Raw genomic sequence first — 14703 nt, 5'->3', positions numbered from 1 at the left:
TGCTGCTGTCGACGCTGGCGATCTACGTACTCTCTTGTCGGGAAGGGGGAGGTGGCAAGCAATGCCTGCGGTCTGCGCCGCCGGGGCGCCGCGCGCTATTGCGGCAAGTGGCGGGCGCGGCGCGGCATGAGCCGGTCGGAAGCCTGGGCGCGCGCGTGGTTCTGGACGCGCGTCCTGAGCTAAGGGATGGGTTATACCGAAATCGCGCGTCCAGATGCTCACCAATCTTCACTTAAGGGGCTTGCAAGGCCGGCTACTCTGCCCGCCGAAGACCGGCGAGCCGAGGGGGATCCTATACGGCCATGGGGGCGGTAAGTGGCGCGTGATGGGTGTAGCCGGACAGGGAAAAGTCGGTCGGTTCCACCTTTTCCAGCCACTCCGGCTCATAGCGCCCGGTGACGGCGAAGTCCGGGATACGGTCGGACAGCACCAGCTTGGGCGATTCGTAGGGCTCGCGCGTGAGCTGTTCGCGCAGCATCGGCAGGTGATTCTCGTAGATGTGCGCGTCGCCGATGAAGTAGGTGAACCAGCGCGGCGTGTACCCGGTCAGCCGGCCCACCAGATGCAGCAGCGCGGCGCCCTCCGTCAGATTGAACGGCGTGCCCAGGCCCACGTCATTGGAGCGGATATACAGGCAAAGCGAAATCTCGCGGGTGGTGGCGTTGGGCAGGAACTGATACAGCAGGTGGCAGGGCGGCAGCGCCATTTCTTCGATCTGGGCCCAGTTCCAGCCATGGAACAGGATACGGCGGTCGCCCGGGCGTTCGTGAATGGTGTCCAGGCACTGGCGCAACTGGTCCACTGCTTTATATAGCAACACCTTGGGTACGCCGCCTTCTTCCAGGTCAGCGACCTTGGCGTAACCGCGCGCCAAGGCATCTTCCACTTGCGCCGGGCGGCTGGCGTCCAGCAGCTTGTACGCAGGCCATTGGCGCCATTGCACGCCGTACACGGGGCCCAGGTCGTCCGGGCCTTCCCGGTATGGGTTGGCCAGCCACTGGCTGTTTTCATTGGCGTTCTGGTCCCAGACCTTGCAGCCCAGTTCGCGGAATTCAGCCGCGCTGCGCGAGGCGCGAAGAAAACCGACCATTTCGCCGATGGCGGATTTGAAGGCCAGTTTCTTGGTGGTGACGGCGGGAAAGCCTTTTTGCAGGTCGAAGCGCAACGAGGCGCCCGGCATGCTGATCGTGCGGATGCCCGTCCGGTTTTCCTGCCACGAGCCGGTGTCCAGGATGGATTGGACGAGGTCTAGATATTGTTTCATGGCGGTTCTCAGGCGGCGGCCGGCGCGTCCTGGGTGTCGACGATCTCGACCGAAAAGGTCATCGCCGCGGTTTTCTCAAGCATGGCCGAGGCCGAGCAGTACTTTTCGTGCGACAACTGCACGGCGCGTTCAACCGCCGCCTGGGGCAGGTTGCGGCCCGTGACGGTGAAGGCGAAGTGGATGCGGGTGAAGACTTTCGGGTCGGTGTCGGCGCGATCCGCTTGCAGCTTGACGCTGCAGCCGGTAACGGCGTGGCGTCCGCGCTTCAGGATCAGCACCACGTCATAGGCCGTGCAGCCGCCGGTGCCGGCCAGCAGCATTTCCATGGGACGGGGCGCCAGGTTGTGTCCGCCGCCGTCCACTGCGCCATCCATGACGGCCACGTGGCCGCTGCCAGTGCTGGCGGTAAAGAGCATGCCGTTGGGGCCGCCCCAGGCTATCGTGCATTCCATTTTTAGTGTCCTTCCACATTGCGCGCAGTCAATGGCCGATGATACCCGTTGCGTACAATTCCAGGCATGAGAGTCCCGCCCCGCATCAGGGGTGTGTGGCCCATTTTGCAGAGGAGTCGCCCATGTCCATCGCTTTGCCCCAATCCGGACCTGTTTCCTTTCGCCGTCGTGTCGGCCCCCTGGATGCCCTGCTGGCCGAAGCCGACCGCGCCTTGCGTGTCCTGTCCAACAGCGCCACAGCCGGGCGACCGTATCCGGCCAAGGCGCCGGAAGCGCCCGACACGCTGACGACAGAGGAAAAGCGCCATGCCGCCGGATTGATGCGCGTGAACCACGTAGGCGAAATCTGCGCTCAGGCGCTGTATCGCGGTCAAGCCGCGGTGTGCCGTGAACCCGCCCCGCGCGCGCTGCTGCTGAATGCCGCCGCCGAGGAAGTTGATCATCTGGTCTGGTGCAACGAACGCCTGACGGAGTTGAACAGCCGGCCCAGTCTGCTGAACCCGGTCTGGTACGCCGGCTCGTTCGCCCTGGGCGTGCTGGCCAGCGCCGCCGGCGTGCCGCGCAACCTGGGTTTCATGGCCGAAACCGAAAAGCAGGTCGAGGCCCATCTGGAAGAGCATTTACGCACCTTGCCGGTGCAGGACGAACGCTCGCGCGAGGTTGTCCGGAAGATGAAAGACGACGAAGCGGAACACCGGGCCAGCGCCGAGCGGGCGGGGGGCGTACCGCTGCCAGGCCCTGTAAAGACGGCCATGCGGGCGATGTCCAAAGTGATGACCACGACGGCGTATTGGATCTGAAGCGGGACGGTTTTGTCGCGGTTTACAGCGATGTTGCGTTGCACCAATGTGGGCGCATCGTGGTGCGAAGAGCACTAATATGGTGCATGAATCCAGGCGGGATTACCCGGCACCGACGAGGGTAAATCCCCAAGGGGTTTACCCGTTCGGCAAAAACCCTTTTTTCGGTCAAGTCATTTGTTAGCGCGGGTTTCCAAGGGGTAGGCGCTAGATTTGCAGCGAAAACGCAACGCAGAATTTGACCTTTTACAGAGATCAAAAAAATTCTTGCATCGCACAAAAAACCTCGTTAATATTCACACATCGGATGTTGAAACGCAGTCGGCGCGGTGCAAAACCCCGGCAGCAAAGCGAGCAGAAGGCCAGCTCCCAACATGCCACGGTTGTCTCCTCCACCCTCCTCCTTTGGTGGATTTAGCCCGAGATCTCACGATCTCGGGCTTTTTTTTGCGTGCGTGCAATCCGTCCCTATTTTAGTGGCTGGTCCGCCGGCCGTCTTGGAATGACGGCGCCTCCACCCTATGGAGGCCTCCGCGTTTTCCCTGGGATATTTCGTATGCGCCCAAGCGGAAAGATCTACAATCGCCTGCATGAATCCTGGACTTCCGCGCGAAAGAACGCCCCTGACCCGGGAGTTACGTTTCGTGCCCGTGAATTGCACTTCCTTATCCCTCCCATATATGGGCGTTACACCTGCCCCCGATAATGGCGGGCCTGTCTCCATAGACCAAGAAAGGTGATCGAGTGACCTGGCTGTATATCTGCGTGGTCGCGTTCATGGTGGGGGGACTCATCGTGTGGTCGGAGCGCTGGCATGGCCGCTTCACCGGCGACAGCGACCTCAACAAACCGCAAGCGAACCATTCCCGAGCCACGCCCCGCGTTGGCGGCCTGGCCGTGCTGGCCGGCACCCTGCTGGGCCTGCTGGTGCTGGGCCCCGCCAACATGACGCTGACCTGGCTCTGGCCGGCGTTGTTCGTTGCCGCCCTGCCGGTCTTCGTGGCCGGCCTGCTTGAAGACATCACGAAAGACATCGGCGCCAGCAAGCGCTTGCTGGCGGCTTTCCTGTCGGCGGCGATTGCCTGGTGGTTGCTGGGCGGCGTCAGCCGTGTCGGCATGGCCCCGGTGGATTACGTGCTGTCTTACTGGCCCGTATCGCTGCTGTTCACCATGTTCGCGGTGGGCGGCTGTACCCATGCGTTGAATATCGTGGACGGCATGAACGGCCTGGCCGGCATGGTCGCCACGCTGATGGCGGTGTCGATCAGCCTGGTGGCGCTGCAAGTGGGCGACGTGCCCATCTTCATGATCGCGGCCGCCCTGGCGTCCGCCACCCTGGGCTTTCTGGTCTGGAACTTCCCGTTCGGCCGCGTCTTCCTGGGCGATGGCGGGGCGTACTTCCTGGGCTTCATGCTGGCCGAGCTGGCCGTGTTGCTGGTGGTGCGCAATCCTTCGGTGTCGCCTTTCTACGCGCTGGCCGTGCTGTTCTACCCCGTTTTCGAAACCGGTTTTTCGATCTGGCGCCGCCGCTTCAAGCGTGGCGTGCCGGTTGACCAGCCGGACGCGCTGCACCTGCACCAACTGGTGTTCCGTCGGCTGGTCCGCGTGACCTTCAGCCGTGGCCGCCGCCATGCGGTTCCCGCGCTGTGCAACGCGATGGCGTCGCCCTACATGTGGGTGCTGGCGCTGATCGGCCTGGTGCCGGCCACCATCTGGTGGGACAACGCGTGGGCCCTGGGCGCCAGCCTGGTGGTGTTCGCCAGCGTCTACGTCTGGCTGTACGCCCGCCTGGTGTCCTGGCGTCGCCCGGGGTGGCTGCTGTTGCCGTCCGTGTTGAAGACCTCGGATTAAGTGTTGAGTGCCCCGGCGACTGCCGCCGGGGCTCGTGAATCATCAATCACCCGACCATATTTAGAATGCCGTAAACGTCTTACGGTGAAGGGAGAGTTATGTTGCGAATTCAAGATGTGAAACTCGCTGTCGTGGGCCTGGGCTACGTCGGTCTGCCCTTGGCGGTGGAGTTCGGCAAGAAGCGTTCGGTTATCGGTTTCGATATCAATACGCGCCGTATCGACGCCTTGAAGGCAGGCCACGACCACACGCTGGAAGTCAGCGACGAAGAGCTGGCCGAAGCCGCTCAACTGAGCTACACAGCCGACCGCGCCGAACTCGGCCAGGCCAACGTGTTCATCGTGACCGTTCCCACTCCCATCGATGACTACAAGCAGCCCGACCTGACCCCCTTGGTCAAGGCCAGCGAAACGATCGGCGCGGTGCTCAAGCGCGGCGACATCGTCATCTATGAATCCACCGTATATCCCGGCGCTACCGAAGAAGATTGCGTGCCGGTGCTGGAACGTGTGTCCGGCCTGAAGTTCAACGTGGATTTCTACGCGGGCTACAGCCCCGAGCGTATCAACCCGGGCGACAAGGAACACCGCGTCAGCACGATCAAGAAGGTCACCTCTGGCTCCACGCCCGACGTCGCCGAACTGGTCGACCAGTTGTACAAGGAAATCATCACCGCCGGCACGCACAAGGCGTCCAGCATCCGCGTGGCCGAAGCCGCCAAGGTGATCGAGAACACGCAGCGCGACGTGAACATTGCGCTGATCAACGAACTGGCCCTGATCTTCAACAAGATGGGCATCGATACCGAAGCCGTGCTGCAAGCCGCGGGCACCAAGTGGAACTTCCTGCCGTTCCGCCCGGGTCTGGTCGGCGGCCACTGCATCGGCGTGGACCCGTACTACCTGACGCACAAGGCGCAGTCCATCGGCTACCACCCCGAGATCATCCTTGCCGGCCGTCGCCTGAACGATTCGATGGGCGGCTACGTGGTGTCGCAACTGGTCAAGTGCATGACCAAGCAGCGTATTCATGTGCAAGGCGCGCGCGTGTTGGTCATGGGCCTGGCCTTCAAGGAAAACTGCCCCGACCTGCGCAACACCCGCATCGTTGACATCGTCAGCGAGCTGCGCGACTACAACGTCGATGTGGACGTCTACGACCCGTGGGTCGATCCGGAAGAAGCCGTGCACGAATACGGCCTGACCCCGGTGGCCAAGCCGGAAGAGGGCAAGTACGACGCCGTGATCCTGGCGGTGGCGCACAACCAATTCAAGGCCCTGGGCGCCGAAGGCATCCGCAAGCTGGGCAAGCCGCAACACGTGCTGTATGACCTGAAGTACGTGCTGTCGCCCGCCGAATCCGACCTGCGCCTGTAAGGATTCCGCCATGACCACTCGCTATGAAACCATCAAGCAGGAACTGGCCGCCGCGCCGCGTAAATGGCTGGTAACGGGCTGCGCCGGATTTATCGGCTCGAACCTGCTGGAAACGCTGTTGAAGCTGGACCAGACCGTGACCGGCCTGGATAACTTCGCCACCGGCCACCAGCGCAATCTGGATGAAGTGCGCTCCTCGGTCACGGCCGAGCAATGGGCGCGCTTCACCTTCGTGGAAGGCGATATCCGCGACCTGGCCGCCTGCCAACGCGCGGCCGAGGGCGTGGACTTCGTCCTGCACCAGGCCGCCCTGGGTTCCGTGCCGCGTTCGCTGAAAGACCCGATCACCACCAACGAGGTGAACATCGGCGGCTTTCTGAACATGCTGGTCGCCGCGCGCGACGCCGGCGTGAAGTCCTTTGTCTATGCTGCATCCAGCTCGACCTACGGCGACCACCCGGCCTTGCCCAAGGTGGAAGAAAACATCGGCAAGCCGCTGTCGCCCTACGCCGTCACCAAGTACGTGAACGAACTGTACGCCGACGTATTCGCGCGTTCCTACGGCTTTGAAACCGTGGGCCTGCGCTACTTCAACGTGTTCGGCAAGCGTCAGGACCCGGACGGCGCCTATGCCGCCGTGATCCCGAAGTGGACCGCCGCCATGATCAAGGGTGAAGACGTCACCATCAACGGCGACGGCGAAACCAGCCGCGACTTCTGCTTTGTGGACAACGCGGTCCAGGCCAACCTGTTGGCCGCCATGGCGCCGCCCGAAGCCCGCAACCAGGTCTACAACGTGGCCGTCAGCGGCCGCAGCACCTTGAATGACCTGTTCGGCTTCCTCGTCAAGGCCTTGGGCAACCAGAACGTGAACTATGGCAAGCAAGCCGTCTACGCGGATTTCCGCGCTGGCGATGTGCGCCATTCCCAGGCTGACGTCAGCAAGGCGGGTCGACTGCTGGGCTACGCGCCTTCGCACACCGTGCTGCAAGGCCTGGAAGTGGCCATGCCCTGGTACACGCAATTCCTGCGTTGATTTGAAAGCACTCGTCCGCAAACTCGGCAACATCCACCCGGACCACCAGCGCATCTTCAAGGGCGCGTTCCGGGTGGCGGTGTTCCTGCTGCTGGGCAAGGCGGCCGGCGCCATCAAAGAGATGGCGGTGGCGTATCGCTACGGCGTCAGCGACGCCGTGGACGCCTACCAGTTCACGATGACCATGGCCACGTGGCTTCCGGTCACCATCGTGGGCGTGCTGTCGGTGGTCTTGATTCCCGTGCTGGTGCGCCTGCGCCGCGCGGACAACGCCGAACGCGACCAATTCATCAAAGAACTGCAAGGCTGGGTGGCCGCGGCCGGTATCGCGTTGGCCATCGCAACCTGGTTCGCCTGGCCCTATGTTGTGGACGCCTTGGGCAAGGGCTTGCCCGAGCGCGTGCGCGGCATGACGGGCGACCTGCTCATCGCCTTTGCCCCGGTGTCGGCGCTGCTGCTCATCGCCGGCATCAGCGCCGCGCGCTTGCGTGCGCACGAACGCCATGTCAATACCTTGCTGGACAGCGTGCCCGCCGTGGCGACACTGGCCTGGGTCATGCTGGCCGTCAGCGCCGACGGCGTGGGTCCGCTGCTATGGGGCACGCTGGTGGGTTATGCCATTCAGACCGTGTGGCTGGCGTGGCTGGCCGCGCGTGCCGATGGCGGATTCTGGGGCGCGCCACGGCTGACGCTGCGTTCGCCGCACTGGCCCGAACTGATGGGTGCCGCCGGGGTCATGCTGATCGGCCAGGTGGCGATGAGCTTTGTCGGCCCGCTGGACCAATACGCCGCCGCCAACCTGGGCGCCAACGCCAACGCCACGCTGGGTTACGCCAGCCGGCTGCTGTCGTTGCTGCTTGGCATCGGCGCGGTGTCGGTCGGGCGCGCCGCGCTGCCCGTGCTGGCCGATGTGCAGGCGCGCGGCGATACCGCCCGCGCGCGCAGCATGGCGCTGAAATGGTCCGTGCTGATGGTGGGCGCGGGCGCCGTGGTCGTTGCCATCGGCTGGGTGCTGGCCCCGTGGGGCGTGACCGTGCTGTTCCAGCGCGGCGCCTTTACCGCCGAGAATACCGAGGTCGTCGCGCACGTGCTGCGCTGGGGCCTGTTGCAACTGCCTTTCTATTTTGGCGTGCTGATCCTGGTGCAACTGCTGGCCAGCCAGAACCGCTACCGCATCATGGCCGCCATCGCCGTGGCCAACTTTGCGCTGAAAGCGGTGTTGAACACCGTGCTGGCGCCCAAGATGGGCGCGGCCGGCATCATGCTGGCAACCAGCCTCATGTATGTGCTGTCCTTCGCGTGCTACCTGGTGGTGGCGCTGCGCAAGGCTGAACCCAAGGAGGCCGATTGAATGTCCGACGCCGACTCCGGCCGCGCATTGCGCGTGCTGCTGTTTATTCATTCGCTGCATGGCGGCGGCGCTGAGCGCGTTGCCGCGGACCTGAGCGCGCACTGGGCCGGCATGGGCCGCGAGGTCATGGTGGTGACGCAGGCCAGCGCGGACGGCGATGTCTACGCGCTGCATCCCAAGGTGCGCCGCGAAGTCCTGCATACGGCGGGCGAGGGCGGTGGCTTGCGCGGCATCTGGAGCAACGTGCAGCGCGTGCGGGCGCTGCGCCGCGTGGTCAAGGCGTTCCGCCCCGATATCGTGCTGGGCATGATGACCACGGCGTCGGTGCTGTCGGTACTGGCGTGCGCGGGTATTCCGTGCCGGGTGATCGCCACGGAACACACGCATCCGCCATCGCAAACCCTGTCCGGCCTGTGGCAGCGCCTGCGCCGCATCGCCTACCCACGTGCGGCGCGAGTCGTTGCGCTGACTCGTGGCACGGCCGACTGGATCGAACGGCACGTGCCGGGCTCGCGCCTGGCCGTCATCCCCAACCCGGTGCATTGGCCCTTGCCGCGCGCCGAACCCCTGTTGGTTCCCACCACGGGTGATGGCCGCAAGCGCCTGCTGGCGGTCGGCCGGTTGCACGCCGACAAAGGTTTTGATTTGCTGATCCAGGCGTTTGCCGAGCTGGCCCCATCGCATCCGGATTGGGATCTGGTTATTCTGGGCGAAGGTCATGAACGCGGCGCGCTGCAAGCACAAGTCGACCAGGCCGGCCTGGCCTCGCGCATCTCGATGCCCGGCCGCGCCGGCAATGTGGGCGACTGGTACGACAGCGCAGACCTGTATGTGCTGACCTCGCGCTTTGAGGGGCTGTCCAATACCTTGCTTGAATCCATGGCCAGCGGCTTGGCCGCCGTCTCGTTCGATTGCGATACCGGGCCGCGCGAGATCGTGCGCGATGGCATCGACGGCGTGCTGGTGCGGCCCAATGGCGATGTGCCGGCCTTGTGCAAGGCGCTGTCCGATGTGATGGAAAACGACGCAAGGCGCCAGCGGATGGCGCAAGCGGCAACCGATGTGCGCGACCGCTTTTCCGCCGCGCGCGTGTTGCAGCAATGGCAAGAACTTTTTGACGGCGTGCGCAAGCCGGGCCGCTAGGGTCCGCGCGGCGCGCGCCGTTGCTACGGTGACCACGAGAACCTCATCATGTGTGGAATAGTCGGAATTTGGGGCCCCATCGGGAACAAGGAGCGCGTGCTGGCCGAAAGCTGCCGCCGCATCCGCCATCGCGGGCCGGACAGCAACGGTTTCTGGGAAGACCCGGAAGCCGAAGTGGCGCTGGGGCACGTGCGCCTGGCCATCCTGGACCTGACCGAAGCCGGCCATCAACCCATGACGTCCGCTTGCGGCCGTTATGTGATGGTGTTCAACGGCGAGATCTACAACCACCTGGACATCCGCCAGCAGCTTGAAAAATCAGGGCTGGCGCCGTCCTGGCGTGGCCATTCCGATACCGAAACGCTGCTGGCCGGCTTCACCGCGCTGGGCATCGAAGCCACGCTGCAGGCCGCGGTCGGCATGTTCGCCATCGCGCTGTGGGACCGCGCGTCGCGCAAGCTGATGCTGGCGCGCGACCGCATGGGCGAAAAGCCGCTGTACTACGGATTTTCGGGCGCCGAGCTGGTGTTCGCTTCCGAGTTGAAGGGCCTGATGCCCATCCCCGGATTCGGCCGCGAGCTGAACCGCAATGCGCTGGCCTCGTTCATGCGCCACAACTACATTCCGGCGCCGCAATCCATCTACCAGGGCATCGCCAAGCTGCCGCCCGGCACCTGGATTGAATTCACCGCCGATGACGCGCGCAGCCGACGCATGCCGGAGCCGCGCGTGTATTGGTCCGCCCGCGAAGCCGCCGACAGCGCGGCCCGGTCGCCGTTGACCTTCGGCTCCGACGCCGAGGCCGCCCAGGCGCTGGAAAGCGTGCTGTCCAAGGCGGTGGGCGGCCAGATGCTGTCCGACGTCAGCCTGGGCGCCTTCCTGTCGGGCGGCATTGATTCGTCCACCATCGTGGCGCTGATGCAGGCGCAAAGCGCCAAGCCGGTACGCACCTTCGCCATCGGTTTCCACGAGAAAGGCTACGACGAGGCGCAACACGCCAAGGCCGTCGCCACGCACCTGGGCACCGACCACACCGAACTCTACGTCACCGCGGACGACGCGCTGGCGGTGGTGCCGTCGCTGGCCGACATGTACGACGAACCGTTTGCCGATTCGTCGCAGATCCCCACGTCGCTCGTCACCAAGATGGCGCGTCAGCACGTCACCGTGGCCTTGTCGGGCGACGGCGGCGATGAACTCTTTGGCGGCTATTCGCGCTATTTCCGCGTGAATAACTGGTGGCAGCAATGCGAGCGCGTGCCCGCCATGCTGCGCAAGCCCGCTGGCGCGATGCTTGCCGCGACCACCCACCTGCCCGGACGTGGCGCGTGGCGCGGCAAGGTCGGCAAGCTGGGCGAACTGCTGCGCACCGATACGCGTGGCGACTTCTACCGGCACTTCGTGTCGTACTGGGCCGACCCCACGCAGGTGGTCAAGGGCGGCGTGGAACCCGTGTCGGAATTCGCGCGCGACATGCAGGGCTCGACCTTCGAAGCCATGATGAAGCTGGACACGGTCACCTATCTGCCCGACGACATCCTGGTCAAGGTCGACCGCGCCGCGATGGCCGTGAGCCTGGAGACGCGCGTGCCGCTCATCGACCATCGCGTCTATGAATTCGCCTGGAGCCTGCCGCATCAGTACAAGGTGCGCGGCAACACAGGTAAATGGCTGCTGCGCCAGGTGCTGCATCGCCATGTGCCGCAGGCGCTGGTGGACCGCCCCAAGCGCGGCTTTGCCGTGCCGCTGGCCGCTTGGCTGCGCGGGCCGTTGCGCGAATGGGCCGATGCGCTGCTCGACCCCGCGCGACTGCGCCAGGAAGGCTGGTTCGAACCGGAACCCATCCTGCGCAAATGGCGCGAACACACCTCGGGCCATCGCAATTGGGACAGCCACCTGTGGGGCGTGTTGATGATGCAGGCCTGGCTGGACCGTTATCGTGCCGCGCCGGATCAAGGGGGAACTATTGGGAGTCGTTGACGCATGAAAATATTGATGTTGGTCAGTTCCATGCACGCGGGTGGCGCCGAACGCGTCGCCGCAACGCTGGTGAATGCATGGGCCGAACGCGGCGACATTGTCACGCTGACGCCTACCTACTCGTCCAAGGGCACCTGCTTTTATCCCGTGTCGGACAAGGTCTCACTCGCCTGGCTGGCCGATATCGCCGGCACGCGCGCATCGGGCGGCATGGCCGCGTTCAAGCGCCTGATGGCCTTGCGCAAGCACATCCGCGACACCAAGCCCGATGTGGTCGTGTCGTTCCTGACCAACGTCAACGTGGCCGCCATCCTCGCCACGCGGGGCCTGGGCGTGCCGCTTATCGTTTGCGAACGCACCAACCCCGTGGCCGAAACCTCCACCGGCACGGTGTGGCGCAAGCTGCGCCGCTTGCTGTATCCGCGCGCCGACATGGTCACGGTGCAGGCCGAAGACACCGCTGGCCCGTTCTCGCGTCAGGTGCCGGGCATCAAGCGCCTGGCTGTCATTCCCAACCCCTTGCCCGCGCCCTTGCTCGACGCGCCGCGCGTGGCCCAGCGTGAAGACGATGGCCCGCGTGAGTTGTTGGCGATGGGCCGGCTGGTGCCCGACAAGCAGTTCGATGTATTGATCAATGTGTTCGCGCAATTGGCGCCGTCGCACCCCGACTGGAACCTGCGTATCTGGGGCGAAGGCCCCGAGCGCGCGGCGCTGGAGGCGCAGGTGGCAAAGCTGGGCCTGCAATCGCGCGTCAGCCTGCCGGGCCGCACCGAGGCGCCGTGGGAAGAACTGGCGCGCGGCCAGGCTTTTGTGCTGAGTTCGCTGGTAGAAGGCTTTCCGAATGTCTTGCTGGAAGCCATGTCGCTGGGCCTGCCTTGCGTGGCTTTCGACTGCCCCAGCGGCCCCCGCGAAATGACGCGCGACGGCCAGGACGCCTTGCTGGTGCCCGCCGGCGACGCTCAAGCCTTGCAAGATGCCCTGCAGCGCGTGATGAGCGATCTGCTGCTGCGCCGGCAATTGGGCGTGCGCGCCGCCACCGCCGTGCGCCAGCGCTACGCCCTGGCCACCGTGCTGTCCGAATGGGATGAACTGTTCGACGCGGTGCGGGAGGGGCGATGAACACCCCCGCCTTGCGCGTTCTGCATGTCATCACCGGCCTGGGGCAGGGCGGCGCGGAATCCGTGCTGATGCGCTTGGCGACGTACCCGGAAACGGGCGCGTCGCACACGGTCGTGTCGCTGACTGATGAAGGTATCTACGGCGAGCGCCTGCGCGCGGCCGGCGTCGCCGTGCATGCCTTGGGCATGAAGCGCGGACGCGTGAGCGCGAGCGGCTTTTTGGCGCTGCGCCGGCTGATCGCCACCCAGCGTCCTGACGTCGTGCAGACCTGGATGTACCACGCGGACCTGATCGGAGGCCTGGCCGCGCGGCTGGCGGGCGTGCGCGCGGTTGCCTGGGGCATCCGCAATTCGGGTGCGCATCTTGAACGCAGCAGCCGGTCGGCGCGCCTGGTCTTGCGCGCCTGCGCCTGGCTGTCCGGCAGCGTGCCGCGCGCCATTGTCTGCGCCGCCCAGAATGCGGCCGAACGGCACGCCGAACGCGGCTACCGGCGCGACCGCATGGTGGTAATTCCGAACGGCTATGACCTGTCGCGCTATGCGCCCGATGCGCAAGCCCGCACGCGCATGCGCGCGCAGTGGGGGCTGTCGGAAGACGCGCCCGTGATCGGAAGCGTGGCCCGTTGGGACCCGCTCAAAGACCACGCCAACCTGCTGCGCGCCGTGGCTGCGTTGGTACGCGATGGCCGCGACGGCGGCTTGCGCTGCGTGCTGGTCGGGCGCGGCATGACAGCCGACAACGCCGAACTTGGCGCGCTGGTCGACAAGCTGAACCTGCGCGACCGTCTCATCCTTGCCGGCCCCAGCGACGACGTGCCTGCCGTGATGAACGGCCTGGACGTGCACGTGCTGTCCAGCTGCGCGGAGGGCTTTCCCAACGTGGTGGCCGAGGCCATGGCCTGCGGCGTTTACTGTGTGGTGACGAACGTGGGCGACGCCGCCTACATCGTCGCCGACACCGGCGTCGTCGTGCCCCCCGAGCAAGCCGAGGCGCTGGCACGCGGCGTCGAGTCCGCCTTGTGCGACGTGGCCGCACGCGGCCACGGACGCGCCGGCGAGGCAGGCCGCGCGCGCGTGTTGGAAAACTTTGATCTGGCGCGCATGGTGCAGCATTACCTTGCCGTATGGCGCCGCATTGCGGGAGGCCAGGCATGAGCCGTCGCTTGATGTTCGTGGTCAATAACCCCGCGTTCTTCATGTCGCATCGCGTGCCGGTGGCGCTGGCCGCGCAGCAAGCGGGCTATGACGTGCATGTGGCCACGATGGATGGCCCCGCCGTGGCCGACATCCAGGCGATGGGCATGACCCATCACGCCATTCCGATGACGCGCAGCGGCAAGCATCCCTTGCAGGAACTGGGCACGCTGCTGGCGCTGGTGCGCCTGTTTCGCCGCGTGCGCCCGGACGTGGTGCACCTGGTCACGATCAAGCCCGTGCTGTATGGCGGCATCGCCGCGCGCATTGCCCGGGTGCCGGGCATGGTGGCCGCCATTTCCGGCCTGGGCTTCGTGTTCCTGTCCAATTCCCTGAAGATGCGGCTGGTGCGTGCGGTGGTGGCGCGCCTGTACCGCGTGGCGCTGGGCCACGCGAACAGCCGCGTGATTTTCCAGAACGCCAATGACCGCGACCTGCTCAAGTCATTGGGGGCGGTGCGTGACGAGCAGGTCGTCATGATTCGCGGCGCGGGGGTGGACCTGGATGCCTATCGCGCGTCGCCCGAACCGCCTGCGCCGCCCGTCGTGGTCACCATGGTGGCGCGCCTGTTGCGCGACAAGGGTGTGCGCGAATTCGTTGACGCGGCGGCCATGCTGCGCGCGCGCGGCGTGCCGGTGACCATGCAACTGGTGGGTGGGCTGGATGCGGGCAACCCCGCATCGGCCACGCAGCAAGAGGTGGATGCCTGGCAACGCGATGGCGCGGTTCAGGCCTTGGGCGAACGCTCGGACATTGCTGAACTCTACGCGGCCAGTCATATCGCCGTGCTGCCTTCGTATCGCGAGGGTTTGCCGAAATCTTTGATCGAGGCCGCGGCCTGCGGGCGCGCGGTGGTGACGACCGACGTGCCAGGCTGCCGCGACGCCATCGAACCCGGCCAGACCGGGCTGTTGGTGCCGGTGCGCGACGCGCAAGCGCTGGCGGACGCTATCGCGCGCCTGGCCGAGGACGCCGCCTTGCGCCAGCGCATGGGCGCGGCGGGGCGTGCGCTGGCCGAGGGCGAATTCGACATCAAGCGGGTCGCCCGCGTCCATGTCGAACTCTACGACGCCCTTGGTGGTTGATCGGCTGATACGGCTGATACGGCGAATTCGGCGGGTTTGGATTCAGGATTGAT

General features: G+C 65.4%; 12 protein-coding genes. 10 read left to right on the top strand and 2 right to left on the bottom strand.

Going from position 1 to position 14703, the window contains the following annotated elements; genetic code table 11:
* Positions 1 to 292 precede the first annotated feature (292 nt).
* Both P8T11_RS15525 and P8T11_RS15520 read right to left on the bottom strand, forming a co-directional pair.
* Positions 293 to 1264 carry a thymidylate synthase gene (locus P8T11_RS15525; RefSeq protein WP_259250316.1) on the bottom strand — a complete coding sequence of 324 codons (972 nt, stop codon included), beginning with the start codon at positions 1262 to 1264 and terminating at the stop codon, positions 293 to 295.
* A gap of 8 nt (positions 1265 to 1272) precedes the next feature.
* On the bottom strand, positions 1273 to 1716 hold the full coding sequence (locus P8T11_RS15520; protein ID WP_268081120.1) for an OsmC family protein: 444 nt from the start codon (positions 1714 to 1716) through the stop codon (positions 1273 to 1275).
* 122 nt (positions 1717 to 1838) lie between these two features.
* Between P8T11_RS15520 and coq7 the strand changes: the two genes are divergently transcribed.
* The 10 genes from coq7 (at position 1839) to P8T11_RS15470 (ending at position 14650) form a co-directional block, all read left to right on the top strand.
* Positions 1839 to 2516 carry a 2-polyprenyl-3-methyl-6-methoxy-1,4-benzoquinone monooxygenase gene (gene coq7, locus P8T11_RS15515; RefSeq protein WP_268081121.1) on the top strand — a complete coding sequence of 226 codons (678 nt, stop codon included), beginning with the start codon at positions 1839 to 1841 and terminating at the stop codon, positions 2514 to 2516.
* Between the two features lie 744 nt (positions 2517 to 3260).
* Positions 3261 to 4367: an MraY family glycosyltransferase gene (locus tag P8T11_RS15510; protein ID WP_050448076.1), complete on the top strand. Its 1107-nt coding sequence runs from the start codon at positions 3261 to 3263 to the stop codon at positions 4365 to 4367.
* Between the two features lie 98 nt (positions 4368 to 4465).
* Entirely contained in the window at positions 4466 to 5743 is a 1278-nt protein-coding gene (gene tviB / locus P8T11_RS15505; RefSeq protein ID WP_268081122.1) for a Vi polysaccharide biosynthesis UDP-N-acetylglucosamine C-6 dehydrogenase TviB, read from the top strand.
* A 10-nt stretch (positions 5744 to 5753) separates the two neighbouring features.
* Positions 5754 to 6779 (top strand): SDR family oxidoreductase, encoded by a 1026-nt coding sequence (locus P8T11_RS15500; RefSeq protein WP_268081123.1) that lies wholly within the window; start codon positions 5754 to 5756, stop codon positions 6777 to 6779.
* Between the two features lies 1 nt (position 6780).
* The gene (gene murJ, locus P8T11_RS15495; RefSeq protein ID WP_268081124.1) at positions 6781 to 8130 is read left to right on the top strand and encodes a murein biosynthesis integral membrane protein MurJ; all 1350 of its coding nucleotides are present in this window, start codon (positions 6781 to 6783) and stop codon (positions 8128 to 8130) included.
* Positions 8131 to 9273, top strand: a complete 1143-nt coding sequence (locus tag P8T11_RS15490) for a glycosyltransferase family 4 protein (protein ID WP_268081125.1) — start codon at positions 8131 to 8133, stop codon at positions 9271 to 9273.
* A 48-nt stretch (positions 9274 to 9321) separates the two neighbouring features.
* Positions 9322 to 11253: an asparagine synthase (glutamine-hydrolyzing) gene (gene asnB, locus P8T11_RS15485; RefSeq protein WP_268081126.1), complete on the top strand. Its 1932-nt coding sequence runs from the start codon at positions 9322 to 9324 to the stop codon at positions 11251 to 11253.
* Between the two features lie 3 nt (positions 11254 to 11256).
* Positions 11257 to 12372: a glycosyltransferase family 4 protein gene (locus tag P8T11_RS15480; protein WP_268081127.1), complete on the top strand. Its 1116-nt coding sequence runs from the start codon at positions 11257 to 11259 to the stop codon at positions 12370 to 12372.
* Positions 12369 to 13526 (top strand): glycosyltransferase family 4 protein, encoded by a 1158-nt coding sequence (locus tag P8T11_RS15475; protein ID WP_268081128.1) that lies wholly within the window; start codon positions 12369 to 12371, stop codon positions 13524 to 13526. Before P8T11_RS15480 ends, P8T11_RS15475 begins: the two co-directional genes overlap by 4 nt.
* Positions 13523 to 14650 (top strand): glycosyltransferase family 4 protein, encoded by a 1128-nt coding sequence (locus P8T11_RS15470; protein ID WP_268081129.1) that lies wholly within the window; start codon positions 13523 to 13525, stop codon positions 14648 to 14650. The genes P8T11_RS15475 and P8T11_RS15470 overlap by 4 nt, the downstream gene beginning before the upstream one ends.
* Positions 14651 to 14703: the final 53 nt, after the last annotated feature.

This window comes from Achromobacter spanius, assembly GCF_029637605.1.
Classification (GTDB): domain Bacteria; phylum Pseudomonadota; class Gammaproteobacteria; order Burkholderiales; family Burkholderiaceae_B; genus Achromobacter; species Achromobacter spanius_E.
This window is presented reverse-complemented; position numbering and strand designations above follow the sequence as displayed.